We start from the raw sequence: 23659 nt of genomic DNA, 5'->3' as shown, positions 1-23659 counted from the left end.
TCTCACCCTTGTTTAGTTGATTTGAATGCCGTCGTTTGCTTCCAGCGTGTCGTACAGCTTTTTACGGATACCTTCGAGATAACTGTCTACATCCTCGTGAGATGCCAACCGTCTGACGGGGAACACGTCATATCGGCGTATTTGTGCGATTTTCTGCGGCTTTGGAGGCGTTGTACCGCCCGGTATAGCCGGCTGGTCGTGGATCATCGATTCAATCCTCTTGCAAACTTGGTCTTTATAGTTCAGCAATTGTGTGATCATCGCATCAAGCACAGTCAAGCTTGTCGCGTCATTAACTTTACGTTTATACTCTACAAAGCGATCGTCTGACTTTTTCACTTCGTCATATGCTCGGCTTCCAGCATCCGCGAGTGTGTGAACATCGCCCATACACTGCGTGATAATACCATGAACTTCCTCTTTCTTCTGCTCGAGCAATGTGCCGTAGGCCTTTCTGACACCCTGCATAAGATCGGAGAGATCTTTAATCCTACCGTAGGGCTTGGGCATCGCAAGGATTGACGAAATCGCGCTTATCTTTTCGGTCGCATCTGTATTCGTAACGAAGTAGTCCCGCTCGTCTTGCAGGTCGCGCTGTAACTGGCGCGCCGCATCATAAATAGTCCTCTGGGTTTTGAAGAAGGTCTCAACTTCCTCCATATCCTCAGAACAGTCGCGAAGATCGTCTTGTTTAGCAATCAGGCGAGTGAGAAGTGCAACATTGTCACGTTTTTGCGATAGAATGTCGCTCATCAGATCACGAGCGTCCGTTACCACTTCTTTTTGTGGATAGCGGTCGCGGTTGTATTCGTTCAGGAGATTCTCATAGTGTGCAAGTTTCGGTTCAAGCGTCTCTTTCACAAAGGTGATAAGACCGTCCTCATCTTCGGGAATTCCCATTTGACCGAGCCAGTCGCGCAGGAATGTAATACTTTTACGCATCAGTTCTTCGCTCGGAGCAATTCGCCGACTTACAGTCGCCTTGTCTATCTCGGACTTTTTACGGAGGTAGCCGACAATATTTCTGTCGTCCTTACCGACTACTGCACCGCCATATCGGATCTCAATCTTCTGCGATACAATAAGTCTTGCGATGAGTGCGGCGATATCCACCTCACGCCAACCATAGGGTATCGCCTGATAACGTCTTTGCACGTCTCCCATTGAAACAGGGACGCGGTTCATATAGCGTTCCTCAAGCCATTGGCTTACCTCAGTCAGAGCAAATTCATTATTCGCCCCACTACCAGCAAAGCCGATTTGTTCCGGCCCCCCGTTGAGGATTGTCAGAATATCCGCGTCACTCTCGCTGAATTTGTTTATGAGGTTTAGTTTGGAGTAGACGCTCTCTATCAGTTGTTTTAGGGCTTCGTCAAGCTTGCTCCTTGCATCGCCATGTTTTATCTCAATCTTTTCACCGTAGATGTAAAATACGCCGTCAACGATAGACTTTTCAATTTGCTTCTTGGCGTTCTCTTCAAGCATCCGCGCCTGTGCCTGACGCTTGCGGATAATGTCTTGAATGCTTTCAGGCAGTTGTGACACGTTCTTTTGTTTAATATATTTCTTAATCTTCGCGGCGGTTTCCAATTCCTCGAAGTATTGTACTGCGCTTGAAAGCAGCACGATTGCCTCGTTATTGACCTGCGAGTCCATTATTAGCTTTGTTTCTGGGGCGTTGTAGTAGTCGCTTGCTACGGTGACAAAACGCAAGCGAATCCCACCGGTCGCAGCTCCAACGAGAGTTTCGTCGATGTACTGATCGTAGGCGAAGTCATATTTGTTGTATTTGTATTTCTTTGACGGATAGATATCGCTGAATATCGTTTGACCAATACTCTGGACGATCGTCGCACTGTCCACGGTCGTGTTACGGATGTCGATAGCAATGTCCTGTTCTTCGTCGGTCAGGAACGAGTAGTTATCTCCATTTCGGGCAACATAGTTTTGCGTTTCCAAACGCTCCAACGAAGCAGCGATTTCAAGGCGAAGAGTAATCTTGTCTGTGCGGATGTCGTCAATCATTAAAATAGCAATATTGTCGATGTTAGCCTTGATGTCCTCAATATAGCGAATAAGGTAGAGGAGTTTAAGAACGCTCACATCACACTGTTCCAAACCGTCGTGCCTGTCGGCTGCGGTCTGACAACGGTCAATCACTCGACGTATAGGGCTTTCAAGGAAAGTATGCACCGTATCGTAGAACTGCGAGAAAGGCACGAGTGCATTTTCATCTTTATCCTGCACCTTTTGCGCAGCCTCTTGGAAGCCGGAAAGCATGGAACGCTCGCCGCCCGCTAGATGTTTGCCAGAGTTGCCGTGCTTACGTATCTCGGCTAGGACTTTTTGGATGATAATAAACTGATAAGGAACGAACGGGCAGGTAGCAGAAAATTCGGTTCCATCGGCGTAACCCTTGATGTCCAATACCGCATTGTTGAATGTGAATAAATTCTTCAGCACGGCGCGCTCTTTGTCATAAACAAGCCGCAGAAGCTGGTCGGCATCTTCATTCTTTTTAAGAATACGTTTTTTGATTACCTCATCTACCGATGCTGATGACAGCGACAGACGGGTATTGAACCGTCCTTGAATCTTAGAGAAGTCGTCGCCGCTGATTTTTACGACAGAGTCAATGGCTTCTTGGCTCGTGACCATTACCCAGACTTTACCTTGGCACTTGCTTCCAACTTCTTCGACAATAGACTGAAGGTTTATCATCAGGTCGCCGTCATCCCCAATGTACTGGCCGACCTCGTCCACGCAGAACAACAGGCGGAAGTCCTTTCCTTTTGCATCAACGTACGTCTTAATCTCCTCAACTAGCTGCTTTATGCTCATATCGGTGTTTTCCTCGCCATTGAACCAGTTGCGGGCAGCGATTTCACTCATACCGAGAACACTTTGCAGGACAGATACGATATCATCTTCAAAGAAGGCATAGGTGGCACGGGCCTCTAACCATGGTGCGCCATTAACCTCTTCGAAGGTCTGCCTAAACATCTCGGTCTTGCCTTGCATATCTACAAAGCGTTCGAGTTTTGCTAGCTTCAAGTCTTCTCCGTAGAAGCCCAGATGGTTATAGAACACCTTGGTGAATACACGAAGGACTGCCGTTTTATCTTTAATAATAGGCCCTTCAATGTCTATGTTGAAGAGGATAGACTCTGTGGGGATATTCGTACTGCGGACAACCGTCGCATACATCATCGGGTCATCAAATTTATGTTTGAAGAAGTCCACGGCTCTTTTATCGCCGATTTTGCGGTTCGCTAGAAGATAGGACAACATTTTCAGGAAGTGCGATTTACCGCTTCCAAAGAAACCCGAAATCCATACACCGATTTTATCGGTAGGGTGGTCGATGGCTTTCGAGTAGTTATCAAAAAACGTGCCAAAGTGACGACGGAGTTCCTTGGTGATAATGTACTCGTCAAGTTCCTGAACTAGGCTTTTCTCGTCATCCTGCGCCACTTTGATAACACCGTTAATATCACGATTAATATCCTTTTGGAACATACTTTGAATCTTCATTTGCTGCCCCCGATTAAAGTAGATTAAATGCCCGGTAATAGTTTCCGTCAAGGAACTTCTCGAACAGGATTAAGCTTTGTCCGTTAAATTCTCCTGGATAGAACATCACAATGGGTATATCCGAGAATACTTGCTGCATACTGTCAAGCATTTTATGTGACCTCATAAAGGGATACACTTTGCCAATGCCCGTTAAAAACAGCACATCACCGCGCTCGTGGGGCTCATATTTCATCTTCGCTAGGAATGCCTCCTGCGTTGCGACCTTTTGTAACTGAGCAAGGAGATAGTCCTTCCCTTTTTTTTCTTCAAGTCCCGAAACGCTGCCAAGCACACGCTTCTCCTCCAATATTTCAAGCAGAATCTTGTACATATCTCTTTCAATGACGCGAAAATCATCGGACAAAGTGTTGACAAGCCGTTCAATGTAATTCCGAACGATTAATTCATGCTGCGGTGCATATGTAAATACATGTATCCCAACCTCGTTCGATAACCCCTTGTTAGCAAGGAAATTGCTATCTGCGATTCGCGCTTTGATTCTATCCAATTCTTGTTTAATGTCAGCCATATTCGCACTCCTACCTGAAACAGTTAAATGCGGCAAGCGCGGTCAAATCAATATTATCGCGGATGCCCGATTCCAATTCTTCACTGATGAAAATTGGATTCAGTGTGGTATCCCTTACGCTATCGAGCATCTCCGTTTCAATCAGACACTTAGTCAGTACCTGTTTCAGTTTTCTTACCGTTTGCTCGCTCCAAGCCGCAACGTCGTCGTTCTGTTCCTGCAAATGGGAGAAAAAAACGTTGATATCCTTTCGAGTGTAAGAGAAGTCCTGCTGACGGTACTTCTCGCCGATGAGATCGGTCATAAACTCCCGGACCAGACGATTGTATCGCATCATCGCATAGAGATTTATTTGCTTTGCTACCTCGACGGATGCGTTTGCCAGTTCGTAGACCAATTTATCATTGCTAAGGGCGACAATTCTTCTTTGACAGGCCCGAGCTAGTCTGGGTACCTCCCGCTCAGTCGGGTACTGGAACAGGTTATCCCGTTTTATATATTCAATTATTTCGTCAATAGTTGTTCCTTCAAGGTATTTCTTAGAAACAATTCTCATTTCGTAGAAAAGGAACTGCTCGGCAGTCAGGCTGCCGTTGTACGGCATATTTACAACCACCATATTAATCTATCATCCTCCTACATCCCCCTTCGACCTATTGTCATCGGCAGATTATTTAATCTTGGCACTCTTGCCGCTGTCTACCCAAGTATCCACTTCCGAGATCCTGAATTTGAACAGCTTACCAATCCGACGGTGCGGGATGACGTCTTTCTTAATCCAGCTGCGAATAGTATCCTTACTCACACCGAGATGTTCAGCTATCTCTTCAAGACTTGACCATTTTTCAGTTTCGTTCAACATTTGCTTATCCTCCCAGTATAGCCCTATGAATAAGGTTGGATTATTATAGCAGAATCTCAATTGATCTTATAGGATTTTGTATGAATTAGTATGAACTGATGATAATAATGTTATACCGAGTCAAACGTATGTGCAAGACATTTGACCAAAGTCCCCTGTGTTCTCCCCAACCTTTCTATTACTTCCATCTTACTGGGTTTAGGAGTTTACACAAATAATTTTACAGACTCGGTCATTACGCACATCGATCGATACTCAACCACTGAACTCTCCAAGTTTAAAAAGCAAACAACCGGCCCTCTCAGGCCGGCTGACAGTTTAGCTTGCAAGCTTGGCAACTCTCAGCCTCAGAACAGCTTCACCTGATCCATTCGCGAATCGATACGCTCCAGCGTCTCCGGAGCATGGTCCCGGAAGTAGGCGGACTGCACCCGCTTGGTCGGTTCGATAATTTGCTTGGCGACATCAGAGGTGCTGCGGAGGCGGCAGCTATAGACGATTGGGAAGTAATCGTGCAGAAACTTTCCTTCCGCATGCGCAGTCAGCGCGATAATCTGAAAGCCCAACTGCTCGGCGATAAAAAAGACCGGGCTAAGCACATGATCACTGGACGCCTTGCCGAACGGATTATCCAGAATGACAGTGCGGTGAATTTTCATATTCGTTTCGATATACTGCCGCCGTTCGGCAACATAATTAAGCAGCCCGAGAAACAGCGTCATATTTTTGCTCCATTTCTCCCCGCCCGACCAGCGGTTCGATTGTTCCCAGGAATAGGAAGCCTTGGTCACCTGATGGTCGTTCATGACTTTGCGACAGCTGACCTTCATCGCTTCGTTCTTCAGAACCACCTGCAGCAACTGTCTGGAATCCAGCCATTTCTCCAGTCTCCGGCGCACCTCGCCCTGCGGCAGCTTGCTCTGCTCATCCGAAGGCCTTTCCCTTTCGATTCTCTCCAACTGCTCGAGTATCCACTCCACATGGCTCCGGATGCGGTCTTTGCCGTCCTGATCCTCCCATTCCGGAATCATGAAGCTGTAGATTTCCCGCCACCCATCCGCAGTCTTGATCCGCGTCTTCCTTGGCAGCTCTTTCAACTCCTGCATTATTTGCTTCAAATGCATGTGAACCCGCTGGATGAACTCCTGTAGATCGCGGTCATGGGTCTGAATCGTCTCCTCCGCAATATGAATCGCTTTCTGGATTCTCGTCTCCATCGTCTGCCTAAATTCCATTACTTCCGCATAAGAATCCTTCAATTCAATGCCCTGAATGGCCATTTGCCGGAGCTTGACATCCTGGACGCGCGAGACACAGTAATTCTTGAAACTGTCCCTGCCCCTAGCAACCTGAATCCTCTCTTCCTCCATCTTCTCCTGACAGCTCTGCAGCCCGGCGACCGAACGCTCGCTGAAATCCATGCGCGCATAGGCAAAATCCATCAGGCGGCACTCATCCAGAGCGGCCGTCCGCAGCCGGCTGTCATCCAGCCGGTGCACCAAAGCGTGTTTATCCCACAGCCGCAGCACCTGTTCCAGTTCGCCAAGCCTGAGCTCCACCGCATCGCTTCGCTGTTGCCACTCCTTCTTCTCCTGCTGCAGCCTGACGTTCTCCTGGCGCAGCCGCTGCCGCACCTGCTCCAAAGCCTCGCCAAACGAGACCGGATGCTTCTTCGGAAATTGTCCGCTGAACTGAACACGCAGATTCTCCAGACGCCCTTCGCTCTTCTGCAGCTTGGCCTGCTGCACCTGCAGCCGGTCTGAGACCCGCTCCAGCTCGGCGCGATCCCCCTCAATCTGCTGCCACAGCGCCTCCTTCTGTGTTTCCGCCTCGACCAGCAGGATCATCCGCTCATTAAGATCCGGATGCTCACGCAGCAGCTCATGCATCGCCTTGTCCGCAAAAGTGATCTTCTCGCGTTCATACTCCTGCTCCGTTTCCAGCTGATTCCGTTCTTTCATGATGCCGGCGCGCTCCCGCTCCAGCACCCGATACTCTTCTTTAAGCTCGGCCAGCGGCCGGCTGGAGTTAACATGCGCGAATGGCTGAACTTTCCCGTACAGTTCGTCGCTGCGCAGCACTTGCAAGCGGATGTTCGTATCATTGCAGCTTCGCTCCACCGCCGTCTGTTCCTCCTGAAGCCGCTGCAGACGGTACTGATTCATCTGAAGCTGTCTTTCCAGGCCGGCCAGCTGCTGCTTGACAGGCACCAGCTCTTTCTCCAGCTTCTCCCGTTCAAAGCCGAGCGCCTGATACCGCTGCCCGTCCTTCAGCCACACCCCCAGCTGGTGAATGAGATCCTGCATCTCGGCCAGTTCCGTACGATATTTATCGACCGCCTCTTCCAGCTGATTCAATCGCTGTTCATGCCGCTCGTGCTGCTGCTTGCAGCTAATCAGCTCTTTGCGTGCCACCTGCAGCTGCTGTTCCAGTGTCTGGACCGCCGCCAGCGGATATTGATTGAGAAACTGCCGGAATCGCTGCTCCATCCGCTGCCATAACACCAGTTCCTCTTCTTTCTCCTCACGGTCCTTCCGAATCTGGCCGGCGCGATGCAGCAGACCTGCCTTCCACTGCCGGAACACAGCTTCATCCTCGTTGCTTCGCCAATGATCCGGAACGGCCCACTGTTCCTCCGTTACGCCGCCTTCTGATCCTCTTACGATCTCTGCCGCTTCTCCCGCGCCGAGCACTCGAACCGGAAAGGCGAATTCCTCGCCTGCAGCGGCCAGCTTCTGCATCAGCAGCTTCTTCTCTGCGCCCGTTGTCACTAGAGTGACCGGCCATAACGCGTCTTTTGCCCGGCTTCGGCCCTCTTCGTCCAGATTCAGCGAGCGAATGTACTGGATGCCCGTCTGCAGCAGACTGAACTGTCTGCTCCAGGAATGGACGAAACCTTCAATAACCGGATCGGCAAAGAACATATCCTGCTCATGGTAATCATCCACATAGCGGTAGGCGAGCCGCTCCTTGTGCAGACAGTCGCTCTTCTGATCCTGCCGCTTCTGTATTCCCTCAAGCAGCTGCTCTGAAATCGACGCCGCCTTATCATACAGGGAAGTGAGGCGTTGCCAATTCGGCCGCAGCGCAGCCAGATCGCAAGCAAGAACATTATGCTGCTCTTGCAGCTGTTCCCGCTGCTGTTCTAGCTTCGCCTGCTCGCGCTCTGTCCGGCGGATGTCTTCCTCAATCGTCTTCTGGCGGCTGCGGACCGCGTTTTGTTCCGCGTTTATCTCCTTGAGGGCGCGCATATGATCAATCCGCCGTTCTTCCAGCTGCTGCTGCTGCTCCGACCAGATTGGCATCTGCTCTTCCACCTTCTCCAGCGAAGGATTGGCCAGAACAGCACGGGCAATCTGTTCCTGCTGCTCTTTCTTCGCCTGCGCCTGCGTCTCCTTCTCCCGCAGCTGCAGTTCCCATGTCCGTATCTCTTGCCGAAGCTTTAAGACAGCCTTCTCCGTCTCGGCCTGTTCCTGCTTCAGACTACCGAGTTCGGAACGGTAAGCGTCCAGCTTCGCAGACACTTCACGTTCATCCCGGGCGAATACGGCTCTAAGCTTGCCGCCGCAAGTCTCCCAGCGCTGCTGCAGCCGCTGCTCGTCTTCACTCTGCTCCAACCTTGCAAGCTGCAGTTCCAGCTGCTGCAGGCGTGCGCCGGCCGTTTCCCGGCTCACCCGCTGCTCCGCGTATTTCAAAGAATAGAAGCTGCGCTCTCCCTGTTTCAGCCGCTGCAGCTGCCGGTCCGCTTCTTCCTGAAGCTGCCTCATACACTTAGATAGCGCGGACTGCTCCTGCTCCGCCTCCGCAATTTCCAGCGACTTCAGCTCCAGCTGCAGCGCCTCGCTGCGCTGCATCCACTCCTGCAGCCTTGCGGCAAGCCCGGTCTGCTCTGCCTTCGTCTCCTCGTGCTGCCGCAGGGACAGCTCTCGATACGCTTTTGCCTCGCCTCGGGCCTCGTCATACCGCTGCTGCGCCTCATGCAGACCTTCATATACAAGCACATACCGGCTGAGCTCCTGCAGAATCAGTTTGTTCTCGGCAATTTGTTCTTTCAATTCCTTGTAGCGCTTGAACTCTTCGCGATGCGACTCGAACAGCGCCGCGAAGCCTCCCGGCTGAAAGCCTTCCATCGCTTCTTCCACAGTCGGAATGAGCAGCCGATCAAACAGCTGGGACGTCGATTTGCACTCATCGAAGAAATTCTCGATTCCACCCTCTGTACTGTTGATTTTGGCAATAGCCTCCCACTCCGAAGCTATAATATGATAGTGCTCTTCGAGGTAAGACCTGTACTCCTTGATCGTGCCGAACGTCCGCGCTGTCAGCGGATAGCGCTGCGCCATGGAAGAATAATAGTCCTGGATTTCGCCTTTGTCGGATGGCCGGGTCTTGCCCATATGCTCCTTAACGAATGGGATATGATCCAGCCCGTGGTCATCATGCTCGCTGTACTCATAAACATAACGGTAGGAATCCACACCGATTGCGCTCAGGAACAGACTGATACAAGCGACAGCATACCGGCGGCGGGGCTTGTCGTTCAGAATCCATTCCACCGCGATATGGGCAGGCCCGTTCTCAAGGAGAAGCGTGTCCTTGATCTTGCGTCCGGCCAGGTCCGTATGCGGCGACATCGCCTGCAGCGCCGTCTGGATGAACACGGTTTTGCCGCCGCCGTTCTCCAGCACGATTGCCCCGTTATGGCCGTCGAACAGAAAGGTTTCGTCGTTATAGCGTTTGTTCCCGCCTTCATACATCACATGAGTAAATCTAATTTTGGAAATTGACGGCATGCGGTTCGTCCTCCTCTGTAATGCTTTGGCCATCCGTACGAAGTTCTTCCATGCTGCGTTCTTCCAGCTTACGGTCATCCAGACTGTATAGGAAATTCAGTATTCCCCGGTTGTACTCTAGCTCCATAAAATACCGCTGCACAATCACCTTCGTCTTCTCGGTCAATGCCAGCTCGCCTTCGCCGACCTCCTCCGCCAGCCGCTGCTCCAACAGAAACCGCTTGACTGAATCCAGAAAGCTGAGCCGGCTGATCGTATTGCCCGCCTGCCGTTTGGCCGTTTCCTTGATATCATCCATCGTATCCCACTTCTCAATGATCGCCGTCCAGTTGTACGAGAACTCGCTCTCATAGCGCTTCAGCGCTTCCGCATCATGCTCCTTGAGCGATTGAATTCTCTCCTGCAGAAGCACAGCCCACTCCTCCAGCGGCAGGAAATTTCGGGTCGGTTCCAGACTCTGATAGCTGTCGTAGAAGGCGCCGAACAGCACAATTATCGCCATGTACATCAAGTAAAGGTCGGCATTTACCGCGTTAGCGCGCAAATACGTTCTCTTCATATGATCATTGCTCACATGGAACGGCGACAGGCGCGCAAGCGGAATCAGATACAGCTCGTCCCCCGCCGCGATTACCGCGCAATCCACCTCTGCCGCGAACTGATCGACCAATCCTCTGACGTCATCATCTGCCATATATTCCTGCAAACCTTCCCTAGCCGCCAATCCGTTCATCGACAGCTGCGCATACAGCCGGAATGCCTGCATTATCGTTTCATTGCTGTAGCTATAAGCCAATGGATTCGTCCTCCTGTGTCAGCTTCATATTCTGGATTTGATAGCGTGTTCCCGTTTCGACAAGGCCTACGGCCTCCCACACCAGCAGAACTTTCCGCCCAAGCAGACCAAACACCTCTTCCAGTCCGGTCTTATCGTCCCTCTGGTCCATCCCTACTGCACGAACCGGACTCCGCTGATGCAGAATCAGCCAGAAATCATAGAAGCTGCGCCGATCCAGCCAATCCTGCCGTCCATATTCGCTAAGCCTGTTCAGAAATTCACGCAGTTCCAGCTCCGGCGTCCGTTCAAGCTCCTGCAGCAGCAGCCCCATGATTTCCATATAAAAAGCACTTCGCCGCGCTGCATACTGCAGCTCGCGCCCGTCATCCTCCGCTTCCAGAAAGCCTTCTTCCCGGGGCTCCTGCTCCCCTATGCCGCTAATATTCTGCTCGGCCAGCAGCGTCAGCGGCGACCAGTTCCGCGACTGCTGCAGTGCCATAAACGGGGATACGATACCTCTCATTGATTCCAGCGGCAGCGGCAGTCCGAAGATGAGTCCTGCAACATCCTGCTCGAAGTTAAATGAGCTAAGTCCGGTGTAATACAGCGATTCCTTGGCGGAATACAGCGCCTGGTTCTTCAATTCCATACTCTGCTGCAGCAGCCCGGAATGTTCGGCATGCACTTTTTCCAGCTCGCCTGCAATCTTGACTATATATTCATACGCACGTACCCGGTTCTCCGGCCGATTATCGGCATACAGCCGCGCCCGCGTTTCTTTGACAAATTGCCTCAGTTCTTCAAATTCGTCGTTCTCACGCTGCAGCCGTGCATAAATATCTTCCAGCAACTCGCTGTACCGCTTCAGCGTCTCTTCCGACACGATGCTACGCTTGATTTCATGCTCAAGCTTCATCATCCGTTCCTGCAGCGATTCAACATCAACCCGCATTTCATTGATCTGCCGAAGCGCCCCCTGGAATTCGCCTTTCTCGAGCTGTTTGCGAAGCACAAGCTGGTGAATCGACAGCTGAAATTCCGAATAGAACTCCTTTGTTGCAAATACGAGCTCCAGCCCGTCCTCATCCAGCGCATAATACTGGGTCCCCGTCTTCGCATCAAAGGCATTGGCCCGCAGAATGGAAGTATGCACCTGCTGAGGCTGACAGGCCTCCCAATTATAGAAGGCGAACTCGCGCTTCTTGCCCGAGGCTGGGCGAAACACCTGAATGATGTCCCTCGCCAACTCCTCGCCTTGTGCTTCGTCTACCTGCAGTTTGCCCTCCATGAGCCGCAGCAGATAAATAGCCAGTTCCTTGACACCCACCCGACTATTTCTCAACAGTTTCTGTTCAAAAAAGAACAGCAAAGCAAGCAGGCCCAGCTCCATCATATCAATCGGCTGCCCGGAGGCATCCGTCTGTTTTTTGCGCCTAAGCTCAAATAGCGGATCGAACAGCGCAACCTTCGACATACGCTCTTGAAAACCCGAAACCGTACCTTCTAATTCCATGCGATCCATTGCTTCCACTCTTGACTCCTCCATATTTGCTGCAGTTCTTCCGAAGTCAGTGTTTCCTGCGGAATATAGCCGCCGCAGCCCAGACAGCGTATGAGTTGATCCTGCGCATCCCCTGAAAAATACGAAAGAAACGCTCCTAACGCTTCCTCGTTTCTTCGCTGATTGCTTTTGCCCAGTACATAGGGCTTGGCGAGACATGCCTCATAGAAAGGGAGGGCGGGAAGCAGCGGATGCTGCTTGCTGGCCTCATGCCAGATCCTGATCCCCTCGTAATCCAGGTCGCCGAAATAATAGAACCGGTGGTCTCGTCCGGGCACGGGATACTGCAGCGGAAACATATCCAGATTGCCGGTAATTTTGTTGCCGCAGCCATAAATTAAAGTGCTGAACAGGCTGGAGGTAAGGACAGGAAGCAGGGCTTGAAAGGTTGTCTTGTTCTCGACAATCAGGTTCAGGCAGCGGGAAGAGGCGGGGTGGGATAAGGCAGGATTGACCGCGAACATCAGCGGATCGGATACCGGATGAATAAGCAGCCGTTCCCAAAGTCCCAGCCGCTTTAATAGAGCATGTCCGCCAAGATCCGTAATCCACTTCTCATTACCGGTAAGCTGAAAGCTGCGTTCCGGAGCAGGTACGGCAGAGGAGGGGAAACCGTAGATTTTCAAATATTGATTGATCTGCTCAATCCACGGCTGGTCCTGCTGAAATTGCTCCGCCGACAGCGCAAAATAGCCATCCAACTGAATCGCCGGATGAAGACTCAGGCGGACCTGCTGCAGCAACCGGATATGGTGCCCGGTCATCTCTTGTTTGTTCACCCGGTAGCGGTAAGCCAGCGAGGGCTGCTTCAAAGTGCGTCCGGCTGCTTTCACCGACTCCAGCACCCCGCTGTTCTCCAGTTCAAGGACAGCCTCCGCAAACGCGCGTGGGCCCACTTCGGCGCCCTTAAATAAAGACTCCAATTCCTCAAGCGGGATGGTGGTTTTCTTCATTAAGCTGATATGCTGCTCTATTGTTTGTTTGATTTGCATAGGGAAGGAACTCCTGCCTACTGCTTTATCTTCCTCGCGTATTGTCTTGCTAAATATCAGTGTAATATCCGCTTGAGACAGAGTCATGTCAGCGAACATACTTTCGCACTACAACCCCTTTAAGACTTCATCCTCAATATTAAGCTTTCTGCTCGAAACAATGACAGACGAAGCCATCTCCTGTTTGTCAGTCAGCAGCTTGTGAACAATCTCCTCGACCGTTCCCTGTTTGGTTAATCCCTGAGTATCAGCAACAATCGGATAGTAGACATAGACCGGCTTATCCTGGCCGATACGGTAGGCGCGGTCGGTTGCCTGATTCTCCACCGCGGGATTCCACCAGCGCGTATAGTGGATGACATGATTGGCAGACGTAATAGTCAAACCAGTTCCGGCTGCCTTTGGGGATAAGATCAAGACATCAAAACCCGGATTCCGGTTGAACCGGTCTACCTGTTCCTGTCTTCGCTCGGTCATTCCATTAATAATCATAGGATTGATATCAAAGCAGTCACGGACGGCAGCACGCAGAATTTCCTGCATTTTAATATATTCCGTAAAAATAAGAGCTTTCTCGCCTTTCTCTTTCACTCGCCGCAATATAGCAATGGTTTCTTTCAGTTTAGGAACACGGTCATACGGCAGCCCCGAATAACAATCTGCTACCAGCGAAGGATGCGAACTCAGAGCCTTCAGTTTCTGGATAGCCTGCAGTCCGTCCATCGCCTTGTTTCGCACCAATGTAATAACCTCGGCATACAGCTTGGCTTGCTCCTGCCCTAACTCGACCTTGGAAAGGATCGCTTCCTTAGGCGGAAGTTGATCGCCCAATTCCTCTGACTTGGTTCGACGTTTGTACACCATAGAGATCCGGGCAAGCAGTTTCTTCTCGGCTTCAATATCACGGGAATCGCCATGCAGCTTGTTAACGAATTCCTCCTTGAATTTGGTCAGACTACCCAAAAACCCTGGCTGCACGTAGTCCATAATCGACCAGAGCTCGCTCAATCCGTTCTCAACCGGAGTGCCCGTCACCGCCAGCCTGAACTTCGACTTCATCGCCTTGAGCACTTTGGAAGCGGCCGTTGAAGGATTCTTGATCGCCTGTGCTTCGTCGCAGATTACCGCCTGCCAATCCACCTGTCCGAACACCAGCTGGTCCTTGACGAGCGTATGGTAAGTCGTAATCGTAATTCCAATCCGTCTCAACTGCTCCGCATCCTTCAGACGCTGCGTCCCCCGATGAAGATTCAGCGATTTCAGGAGCGAAGGGGCAAATTTCCCGATTTCCTTTTCCCAATTGTCCATAAGGGTCTTTGGCACAACAATCAGGGTCGGGGTCAACCGGCCTGTTTCATGCAAATAGGAAAGAAACGAGATGACTTGAATGGTTTTGCCAAGCCCCATATCATCAGCCAGCAAGCCGCCAAGCTTCCGGTAATGCAAAGACTTCATCCAAATATATCCGTCCGTTTGGAAAGGCTTTAGCACTGCCTGCAGTGAAGCAGGAGGTTCCTCTGCAAGAATACCAAGGCTTTGCAATTCCTGCTGTGCCTGCAGAATCGGCTGATTAAACTCCAGTTGACTGATATTATCGTAAATCTCCAGGACATAGGGCAGCTTCGTTATATCTACAAGTCCACTGCTGCCGGTAAATTCCTTGGCTGTTTCCGTTGCTTCCACGAATTCCTTCGCATCTTTGGGCAGCTTGAGCCAGTTGCCGTTCCATTCAATGAATTCGTCCTCATTCTCTTTGGCCTGAGCAATCAGATTCATCATCTCGGAGGCTTCCCAGATCTGATGAATTTCTCCATCCTCATCCTGTGCTGAAAATCCGAAATCCAGCTCAAACCAGCCCCGTTCCTGTTCAGAAGCATGAACAAACGGCTGGGCCCGGTACACCCGGATTCCTAGCGATTTCACCCTTTCTCCGAACCGGGAAAGCTCGAGTCCCTCTATTTCCGGAAGAAAAGCTTCCGGATTATCTATAAACCGCGGAATGTTTGTTCCTGTAATTGGCGGGAGCTCTTGAATCACACGGGCTTTATCGGCAACGTCCGGCTTGACGAACACTTTACGCTGCTTGCCGTCAACGGCGTATCGGCTAGATGCAGCACCCATCCCTTTCAGAAACTCGGGAGAGATATCATCTGTCGAAGCATAATGAGGCGAAAATGTGATTGTTCCCTGATCATAAGCCAAATCGAGATTGACCTGATCAACGAAGAGGTATTCCTGACGGCGTAAATAATCATCCATCGGGTATCCCTCACGCAGCGCCCAATTCCGCACCTCGGCAACATAGGTGAAAATACGCTCCCGGTTAAGAGCTTGCGGTGCCTTATCAATCAGCTGTTGGAAGCGGTACTGTTCTTCGTCCATCAGCAGTATCTGACGGTCAGGCAGGATCATCCATGGTCCGATGGACTTGGCTGACCTCTCTAGATGCTCCCAAGCCTCATAGCTCTTCTCCAATATAAATTTGAAATGCGCTGTTCCTACTGCACTCTCATGCCCTAGTCTCAATTTCAGTTTGGTCGGTTTCGGAATGTCCAGTCGCATCCGCAGTTCGGGCGGAATCTCACTAATCTTCTCCAATGGAAGTACGTAGCTCTCGCCTCTTAACTCCAAGCATTCCTCAAACCACAGATCTTCGAGCGTCTCCAGCAGCTCCGCATATCTCAGCTGCCTAAGTTCGGATATCCTGAGATTCAGCGGAAATACCACGGCACTGCCTTCCCGAATAAGCGTATACAGCAGGCCTTCGGGTATAAATTCCTTCTTGATCTCTATATCTGCTACCGGAGAAAAGGAGGATCTGCGCTGCCGCCTGCCAAACAAACCAAATAAGCCGGCCATCATGTGTCTCCTTTCTAAAATGCACCGTTCAGGTATTCCCGCGTATAATAATCGAATTTGTAAACCCAATTTCCTCGATGGTCAAGCTTAACAATGAACAACGGAATTCCATTTCTGTTTTCTTCTGTAACTTTCAACATAGACTCTTTGTTTTGCCGGCTCCGGCTGTTTCTAAAAGCACTGGAATTGCTGATAGGGTAAATTAATGAATTGAATCCCTCAATATGATAGAAGTAGGCAGCTCCCATCTCACCAAACTCAACAACGGCGAACTTGTCAAAATAAATGAAGGCGATCATCGGGTCCTGAATCAGTTCCACGTGTTGCATATAATCGATAAATTGTTTCCAATAGTTCAGACGCTTATTGTCCGGGTCTTTTTCGAAAAGGACTTGCAGTTTCTTTCGAATCATCCAGCTATTGACTTCCTTCAAAGCCGCAGAGCTTAAAAATTGCCAATCCACAGCACGTTCTCTTGGATCGCGCAGCCGATCGACAGCCTGCTGAAGGATCATGTTATGGAACTGCTGGTATTTACGCAGCTCCAGGTAATTCTTAATCAGAACTTTATAATCATCCATGGAGTATTTGTCCAGAAGTCTGACGATGAAGTCGGTTCCATCCCGGCGAATAATCCGGTCGTCTGCCAAGCCGCGCTCCAGCAGTTCTCGCATGAGGTATGCTTCCAGCTTTGAGTCTTTTTCTATTCTCAAGGAGATAAGAACATCTTGGGTCTTCATCTCCATCTGAAAGAGGGCGGCGGCCAGCCCCTCAGCGGTTCCTTGGTTATTAACGAAGGCTTGGTCGAGATGGTGCTGCAGCTCATCCTCAAGTCCAAGAAAGGCGAACCGGTCTATCGAATAAATACGCTGCAGAAGGTCCTCCAACACAGGCTCCTCATAACCATGCTGGAATAATACCCACGCGGTCTTCCCGACTTCAATCGAATAACGTGCGGTCAGGATTTGGTTAATCTTGTAGACCGTATCCAGACTTTCATCGGGAAAAGGATAATCTTCGTAAATCAGCATCAGAACTTCCATCTTTTTCAACCCTTGAGCCAGGTCTTCGATTTGTTCAACAGGTGTCGAACGTATGAGCCCCAATAGTTTGGGAAGTAGCATTTTTCCGCGTTTTCTGATTATAACGTTGGCTTGATTCTTATATTTAGATTCTATCTTCCGCCTCTCTTCAGCTAACTGCTGGGGCTTGAACGTAAACTGGTAATAGTAACGATTAATTTCCATCTTGCTCACCAAGTGCTTGCAGTTGATCGATTAATTGGTCATCTTTCAGGCGGAATTTGAATTCTACCCGTCTCGATTTATTCGCATCAATGGATCCATCCGATTTGAGGATGGGAATGCTATAAGATCGTCCGTTTGCTGTAATAACCGATTTGAGTTCTTCTATGTATTTAAATTTAGGAAAAGTCGGTTGAAAGATTTGCTGCACCACGGCAAGCGCACGGTCTTGAGATAGTTTCAAATTATAAAGATAGCCGCCTGCCGTATCCGTATGTCCTTCGACGATAATCTGGGAAATCTCACTTCGAAACCGGTCGGACAGCAGAATATCAATGTACTTGGGAATAAACTTCTCCAAATAGATCCTTCCGGTAGGAGAAACCTGGCTGCTGTTCGAATTAAAGAATACGCCTCCGGAGAAACGGATTGCGCCTGTCTGAGGATCGACTTCCAGAGCCAAATCCGAATCCTTAAAAGCTTTGATAAGTTCCTGGATAATCTCTGACTTGACTCCCGCCGCTTCTTCGATCATCTGGTTCTTCTCATTGATTGCAGCTTCCTTCTCTTCATAGGCGGATCGGGTATTAAAAAGAGTGACCATCAAGACCAATGCAAAAATAACTAACAGAGCAGACATCAAATCCGTATAGGAAACCCAAAAACTTTCTTTCTCTCCTTCATAAGCCCGCGACTTGTGCCGTTCATTCCGGAATCCTCTGGCCAATCTGTATCAACACCTTACTCCATAGTAATCGGATTCATGATCCGCTTGGACTGCCGATTGATTTCATTTACTGCCTGCTTCAAAGTCTGCATCGCATCGGGTAGGTCGATGACGCCTTCCTGTATAGCCTCCACTCCACTTGCCAAATGCTGAACGGACTTCGTCAATTCCTGGTCAAACAGGTTAAACGTATTCTGCAGTCCCCGGTGCATATCATCAGCAAACTGATTCATTGAAGTTTCCAGATGCTTGTTCGTTTTAGCCATTGAGTCGCTCGCTGACTCCCACACCTGACTCAACTGTTCTACACGAGATTCCATATTCTCCAGTTGGCCGGTTAACGTATCCTGTATTCGGATTGATATGCCATCCATTTCCACACGTTCCTGCTGAATTTCTTGGAGCAAAGATTTCAGATTATCTTGAATATGTACGAACTCCGAATTGTGCTGCGTAAATTTATCGAATATCACTTCAAGCTCCTGATTGGAGCGCTGGCTCAAATCGGCCTGCTGCGCCAGGGTTACCGCCAGTGTCTGCTGACTTTCGGTAATATTCGAAATCCGCTGCAAGTTCTCTTCCAAACGCTGTTGAACGGTGACCTGAAGTCCTGTCTGGCCTGTAATGGAGTCCACATTTTCTTTCAAACTGCTTAAATGGATGTCAAAATACTCATGAAACAGCCGGCGTTCTTCCGTCATTCGCTCCAACAGCCCGGTCGTTACTTTTTGAAGCTCGCTGTTCTTATCTGTGGTTCCGCTCAGTTCAGCCGCTGTCTTTTCAAGCACACTCTGATAATCGGTAATTCGCTCGGTATACTCATGAATTTGTGAAGTTAAGAGCGTAGTTTTCTCTACCATGGCCATCTGGCCTACAGCAGATTCCTGCATAGACTGGACAAGAGCAGCCAATTCCGTTTGAACATTCTTCTGCCATTCCAGCGTAGAATTCAGTGCTTCACCCAGATTCTTCATATGGTCGCCTGTCAGCTCGTTAAGCTGGTTCACGAATTGATTCACCATCGTCTGCATGCCCTGTGCCTGATTAAGGCTTGTCGTCTGCATTAGTTCCGACATCATCTGCTGGGTCTGCTGCATTTGAGGTTCCAGCGACTGCTGAACCGAACTCGCAATGCCGTTCACCATATTAGGAATCAGAACATCGGACAAGAAGGCTTGAAAGTCCTGCATTTGTTTCTCTTGGCGCTGATCCATGCTATACAGCAGCGTGCTTTGGTCCTGCGTTGGGAAAGCCTCATCCAGACTGTGACGAATGTCAGAAAAGGATTCGGTCAACATAGGAAAAAAATGTCTTTTGTCAAGATACTGCCAACCAAGCGAAAGCAGTACACCAGCAATCGAAGAACGAAATTTCACTTTCATGCCACTTAACAATACTCCTATTCCTGACTGCATTGCATCAGAGTTACCATCAACATGCAGTCCTGATACACCAACTGAAATTCCAAAGAAAGTACCAACGATACCTAATGAAAGAAAGATGCCAGCGACAATTTCAGCATATTTACGTTTGCCGAAACTATGTACAAGAGACTCTTCAAAGAAAAAGTCATATACATCAGGTGTATATGCGATACCTTTTTGCTGGTAGTATATGTACTGTTGATAATAGCTTTCCCAAGCGGGAAGGAGTTTTTCTTTCACATACAAATTTTTACTTTGAGTCATCCATTCATTAAACTGATTGAATTTTTCAGTTACATCTTGAAATTTCGACAAACTGTTTAACTCTGCTTTTATTTTCTTAGCCGCCACTTTACTCTTGATAGCAGGACCAAAAACATAGAACGCACTTACAGCAAATATAAGAAACATGAAATAGATGAAATACGTGTATGCTTCAGGTGTTATCCACTTTTCCATAATATCCCCCTGACCTCTTGCTATCTATTATTATCAAAAAACGACCTCACTCAATGTGAAGTCGTGCATATAGGAATAAACCCTTGCCTCATTTATTGCTTACGCACTACTAGAATGTTCAAATTCATAGATTATCATTTCTTTCCAGTACATTATACCCAGAATTCCCAAGTATTGAAAAGAGAATATTTTCTAAACCGAACACTTTGTTCTACAATACAAAAGGTTTGTCCCCAGTACTCCCAGAAACAAACTGCAGATTCAGTATACTATTAAGCCCCTAATTGAATTGGAGAGTACCTAGGGAAATTAGGTGCACTATTCATCATTAGGCGGGGAACGCAATAAGACATCGTTGATTTGACCACTGGCGTTATTGAAGTCAGGGTACTTGAAGAGCTAAGGGAATACCATAACTATAGGATCCAGGAACGGCATGACATGGGGGACGTTTGGCGCGGAGGAGCATGGTTATTCCTGTTCTCCCACCCCAACGGACAACCTTTCCATCACGAAGCACCGTGCCAATGGTTCCGAAATTTCATCTTGAAAAACAAACTCCGCTATATTCGATTTCATGATCTCCGGCATACTTCAGCCATGATTTTGATCAACCAGGGCGTTCATGCCAAAATTATTTCAGAACGCCTTGGACATGGAAGCATAACGACAACCATGAACATATATGGTCATGCTCTCCGTAGAGCTGACCAAGCCGCTGCGGATAAGTTCGAATCACTCTTCAACATTAACAAAACTGAAGGACAATCAAAACCACCCGTAGCGTATGGTTTTCTTTTGACAATCAAAACCACCCGTAGAACGGGTGGTTTGCTCTGCGGCTGAAAGCCTTTGTTACTGGCCAGCCCTAAAAGGGCGTTGAGTGATTCGCCAACCGCACTACTTTTTCGGCTACCCCTAAAGGGGTTCTTCTAGTTCTTCTTTCGTTTATCTTTGGTTTCTTCTCCTGTAAATGGATCGATGTATTCCTCCATCGTTATTTGTTCCGCGACGATATCTTCCTGCAATTGATTGCGGATATATTCTTCAATCACTTTCTTGTTTCTTCCTACCGTATCCACGTAAAATCCTTTGCACCAAAATTTCCGATTCCCATACCGATACTTCAAGTTGGCATGTCGATCAAAAATCATTAAGCTACTCTTTCCTTTTAAATATCCTATAAATGCGGACACACTTAGCTTAGGTGGAATACTCACCAGCATGTGAATATGATCTTTACACGCCTCTGCTTCAATAATTTCTACGTTCTTTCTTTCGCATAATTGTCGCAATATTTTTCCGATATCTTGCTTCAACTTTCCATAAATCACCTGGCGTCTGTACTTTGGGGCAAACACGATGTGATACTTACAATTCCATTTTGTATGTGCTAAACTGTTCACATCAGATGACATCTGTATTCCTCCTATTGTGCGATAAATTCGGTTGGCGAACCAAATTTATTGTAACACTGGGAGGAATTTTTTTGATACATCGCTGAAAGCTCTCCCGAACCATACGCATAGCGTATGGTTTTCTTTTGACAATAAGAGACGCTCGGGATTTTCCCGAGCGTCACCCCGTTCTTTCCGGCTGATCTTTTACATCAATATTACATCATTGACATTTCCCGACCATTGTATTACATTTCTTTTCGTGCTGTATCACATTGAAAAACCAATTAGAACAAGTGGTATCAGTCCCTGTTTAATTGTCAAAGTCCTAAATAGTCGTCCCACGCATGTCACCTTTCCTAAACTCCCTCTCCGCCTTACAGCCACAAGGCTTCTCAGCTCTTCCTCCCCCATTTTACTCAATATCCTAAGCAATTAAAGTTTGCATAAGAACAGGGGGAAAAAGAGGGGGCTATGACCGAGAAAATCAGAGCCAAAAAAGCAGTTAAAGTCTGCCTAATGGTAGGGAGGTTGAAGCGAATGATGGATGAATAAATCGAGAAAAAGCCTGATATAATAAGGTTTTTGAATAGTTTAGGATCTCCCCTATGACGCCCATTAGGGACAGCGGCTTCAGATCGTCGCGAGTCAGCGGTTCGAGCGGTGGCCTCGTTTTTTCTCGAATCTAACACCTGAAGCTGTTTGCGTCGGCTGTCCCCGTTGACATAACCGTATTTCCGTACAGCCCCCGAGATGCCGGGATTTTTGGTGCTCCTCGCCCTCCACCAGTTCCATCTGTCCCTGCTCCTCCGTGTGGTGCCACGTATAGGCGTCAGGCGTTTCGCCCGCGCAGATGCTCCAGCGTGAGCTGTGCGCCAGGTTCGGGTCCGTACCCACCACATGAGCGAGCTGTGGTTGCTGTAATCTAAGTGCACGTGGTCGAATTCCGGGTACACGCCCTCATGAAGCTCGGCCCCGAATCCCTTTTGAAGTCCGTGAAGATGCCTTCATAGGCATGACCGTTCGGCATTTCCAGGATCTTCGTCTCGTAAGGCACGCCCGTCTCCGGGTGCGTCGAGCAGGCAAGCTCGGCGTTCGGCGTATCCAGCCGGATCACGTCATCCGCATGAGATTTGCTCGTTCCGTCAGCCACAGCTTGTCACTCATCAAAATAACCGGTTCGTCCGGTCGGGGAAGGCACGAAAACGCCGTACTGATTAAACAGCTTATTGGGCTGTCCCGAGGCGGTATGACGCTTGCCCTTCGATCGCCCTTGTGTTTGTACGGCCGGCTTCTTCGAACGCGTCTGCTGCCAGGCTTTGGCCGGACTTTTGGGGGGCTGGAGGACATCGATCCGATAAGGCCAATGCAGCTCCACCAGCGCGTTATAGTGATGCTTCCTGAGCATTCGCTTGCTGCAAGAGCGGCACTCGTAGACCGAACAGGGGATATAGTCGATGTGGTTCGCATTGAAAATTTTCAGCCGCACGCTGCGTTTATGCAGGATCACCGAACACGACGGGCATTTCTGAGATTCTACTGGGAGAATGCTATGAATATAGTCGATTCGGAGCTCGGACTGACCGGTTACGACAGCGCCTTTGGCCATAGGCTGCGCCGGCTTGGTCCCGGTGGAAACGGGTTTCTGCTTCTGTGCGGCCATTAGTTGAACGTTCCAAACCTCATTATGAGCATCGGTGACAGATTCAAAAGCCTTCAGCATGTAGCCTTTATCCCAGCTCCGGCAATACCAGACATCCGCTTGCAAGTAGGCAATCTGGCCCCTGCGCGTCCGGCTGGCATAACGCAGTTCCAACTTTCGAGCTGCGAGACTTCCGGAACAGGACGGACAGGCTGCAATCGGTGAAGGAACCAACTGTACAGCTTCAAGTCTGCGAACGCTCATCGATATCACCACTCCCTGGTCATATATGGTAGAATCCGGGTTTACACCATTCAAGATTCGACAGCTGCTGCCGAATTCCTCCGTGCAGGCTCCGGGTTCAACTCATTTACATGAATAAACAGATCAACCATCCTGTCGCGCAAACAATGCTCGATATTCAGCCCCAAGCTATCCTTCATCTGTTTGATCGCGTCATGCCACTCCTCTTCTGTTTCCGGACCTCCGATGCTCCTGTCTCCGATAAAGTGAATGTTGACCAATATGCGGGGATATCGTAAAGGACATGGAAGTGATAAAGGTGACAGATCCGGTTGAGATATTGGTAGTCTCGTCTTCGAATTTATGCTCAGCGCAATAAAAAAACTCCCTGCAACCGCGGGAGCGTTAAGGGCGACGCCGTCGTCGCCGATGTCGACCCTTATCTCTATGGTCGAGGTGGCAACCAGCACGTAGCGGTCGAGTCGGCGCACGTCCGGCTCGGTCATCTCGCACAGTCTCTTCCCAAGCTGCCGTGGTGCGCACCGACAGAATACCCAACAACACGCAGCTCTT

General features: G+C 49.3%; 18 protein-coding genes. 1 reads left to right on the top strand and 17 read right to left on the bottom strand.

The window, feature by feature from the left end; translation table 11 throughout:
* Positions 1-12: 12 nt before the first annotated feature.
* The 12 genes from brxC to PSTEL_RS03980 form a co-directional block, all read right to left on the bottom strand.
* On the bottom strand, positions 13-3534 hold the full coding sequence (gene brxC, locus PSTEL_RS04035; protein WP_038693632.1) for a BREX system P-loop protein BrxC: 3522 nt from the start codon (positions 3532-3534) through the stop codon (positions 13-15).
* 13 nt (positions 3535-3547) lie between these two features.
* Positions 3548-4105, bottom strand: coding sequence for a DUF1788 domain-containing protein (locus tag PSTEL_RS04030; RefSeq protein WP_038693631.1), 558 nt, complete (start codon positions 4103-4105; stop codon positions 3548-3550).
* Between the two features lie 10 nt (positions 4106-4115).
* Positions 4116-4724 carry a DUF1819 family protein gene (locus PSTEL_RS04025; protein ID WP_052098178.1) on the bottom strand — a complete coding sequence of 203 codons (609 nt, stop codon included), beginning with the start codon at positions 4722-4724 and terminating at the stop codon, positions 4116-4118.
* A 51-nt stretch (positions 4725-4775) separates the two neighbouring features.
* Complete coding sequence (locus tag PSTEL_RS04020) at positions 4776-4967, bottom strand: helix-turn-helix domain-containing protein (protein ID WP_038693630.1); 192 nt, start codon at positions 4965-4967, stop codon at positions 4776-4778.
* A 347-nt stretch (positions 4968-5314) separates the two neighbouring features.
* A complete protein-coding gene (locus PSTEL_RS04015) occupies positions 5315-9760 on the bottom strand; it encodes a coiled-coil domain-containing protein (protein WP_038693628.1) in 4446 nt (1481 codons plus the stop codon).
* Positions 9738-10556 carry a DUF6063 family protein gene (locus PSTEL_RS04010; protein ID WP_245625071.1) on the bottom strand — a complete coding sequence of 273 codons (819 nt, stop codon included), beginning with the start codon at positions 10554-10556 and terminating at the stop codon, positions 9738-9740. Before PSTEL_RS04010 ends, PSTEL_RS04015 begins: the two co-directional genes overlap by 23 nt.
* Positions 10546-12060 carry a hypothetical protein gene (locus PSTEL_RS04005; RefSeq protein WP_038700097.1) on the bottom strand — a complete coding sequence of 505 codons (1515 nt, stop codon included), beginning with the start codon at positions 12058-12060 and terminating at the stop codon, positions 10546-10548. Before PSTEL_RS04005 ends, PSTEL_RS04010 begins: the two co-directional genes overlap by 11 nt.
* Positions 12042-13091: a Wadjet anti-phage system protein JetD domain-containing protein gene (locus PSTEL_RS04000; protein ID WP_038693626.1), complete on the bottom strand. Its 1050-nt coding sequence runs from the start codon at positions 13089-13091 to the stop codon at positions 12042-12044. Before PSTEL_RS04000 ends, PSTEL_RS04005 begins: the two co-directional genes overlap by 19 nt.
* A gap of 108 nt (positions 13092-13199) precedes the next feature.
* Positions 13200-15953, bottom strand: coding sequence for a DEAD/DEAH box helicase (locus PSTEL_RS03995; protein WP_084064669.1), 2754 nt, complete (start codon positions 15951-15953; stop codon positions 13200-13202).
* Positions 15954-15964: 11 nt separating this feature from the next.
* The gene (locus PSTEL_RS03990) at positions 15965-17206 is read right to left on the bottom strand and encodes a hypothetical protein (protein ID WP_169744532.1); all 1242 of its coding nucleotides are present in this window, start codon (positions 17204-17206) and stop codon (positions 15965-15967) included.
* Positions 17187-17921 carry an OmpA/MotB family protein gene (locus PSTEL_RS03985; RefSeq protein ID WP_038693622.1) on the bottom strand — a complete coding sequence of 245 codons (735 nt, stop codon included), beginning with the start codon at positions 17919-17921 and terminating at the stop codon, positions 17187-17189. The genes PSTEL_RS03990 and PSTEL_RS03985 overlap by 20 nt, the downstream gene beginning before the upstream one ends.
* 14 nt (positions 17922-17935) lie before the next feature.
* Complete coding sequence (locus PSTEL_RS03980; protein ID WP_038693621.1) at positions 17936-19804, bottom strand: hypothetical protein; 1869 nt, start codon at positions 19802-19804, stop codon at positions 17936-17938.
* A 360-nt stretch (positions 19805-20164) separates the two neighbouring features.
* On the opposite strand from PSTEL_RS03980, the gene PSTEL_RS03975 reads away from it, so the two are divergent.
* On the top strand, positions 20165-20650 hold the full coding sequence (locus tag PSTEL_RS03975) for a tyrosine-type recombinase/integrase (protein WP_038693620.1): 486 nt from the start codon (positions 20165-20167) through the stop codon (positions 20648-20650).
* A gap of 86 nt (positions 20651-20736) precedes the next feature.
* On the opposite strand, the gene tnpA is transcribed toward PSTEL_RS03975, so the two are convergent.
* The 5 genes from tnpA to PSTEL_RS03955 form a co-directional block, all read right to left on the bottom strand.
* Complete coding sequence (gene tnpA / locus PSTEL_RS03970) at positions 20737-21222, bottom strand: IS200/IS605 family transposase (RefSeq protein WP_038693619.1); 486 nt, start codon at positions 21220-21222, stop codon at positions 20737-20739.
* 627 nt (positions 21223-21849) lie between these two features.
* On the bottom strand, positions 21850-22101 hold the full coding sequence (locus PSTEL_RS26695) for an HNH endonuclease (RefSeq protein WP_169744531.1): 252 nt from the start codon (positions 22099-22101) through the stop codon (positions 21850-21852).
* Between the two features lie 25 nt (positions 22102-22126).
* Entirely contained in the window at positions 22127-22354 is a 228-nt protein-coding gene (locus tag PSTEL_RS03965) for a hypothetical protein (protein ID WP_038693618.1), read from the bottom strand.
* A 6-nt stretch (positions 22355-22360) separates the two neighbouring features.
* Positions 22361-23107, bottom strand: a complete 747-nt coding sequence (locus PSTEL_RS03960) for a hypothetical protein (RefSeq protein ID WP_156995768.1) — start codon at positions 23105-23107, stop codon at positions 22361-22363.
* 50 nt (positions 23108-23157) lie between these two features.
* The gene (locus PSTEL_RS03955) at positions 23158-23592 is read right to left on the bottom strand and encodes a hypothetical protein (RefSeq protein ID WP_038693615.1); all 435 of its coding nucleotides are present in this window, start codon (positions 23590-23592) and stop codon (positions 23158-23160) included.
* Positions 23593-23659: the final 67 nt, after the last annotated feature.

It is taken from the genome of Paenibacillus stellifer, assembly GCF_000758685.1.
GTDB classification, from domain to species: Bacteria; Bacillota; Bacilli; order Paenibacillales; family Paenibacillaceae; genus Paenibacillus_AQ; species Paenibacillus_AQ stellifer.
The sequence above is the reverse complement of the archived record's forward strand: the minus strand, read 5'-3'. Positions and strand labels throughout refer to the sequence as shown.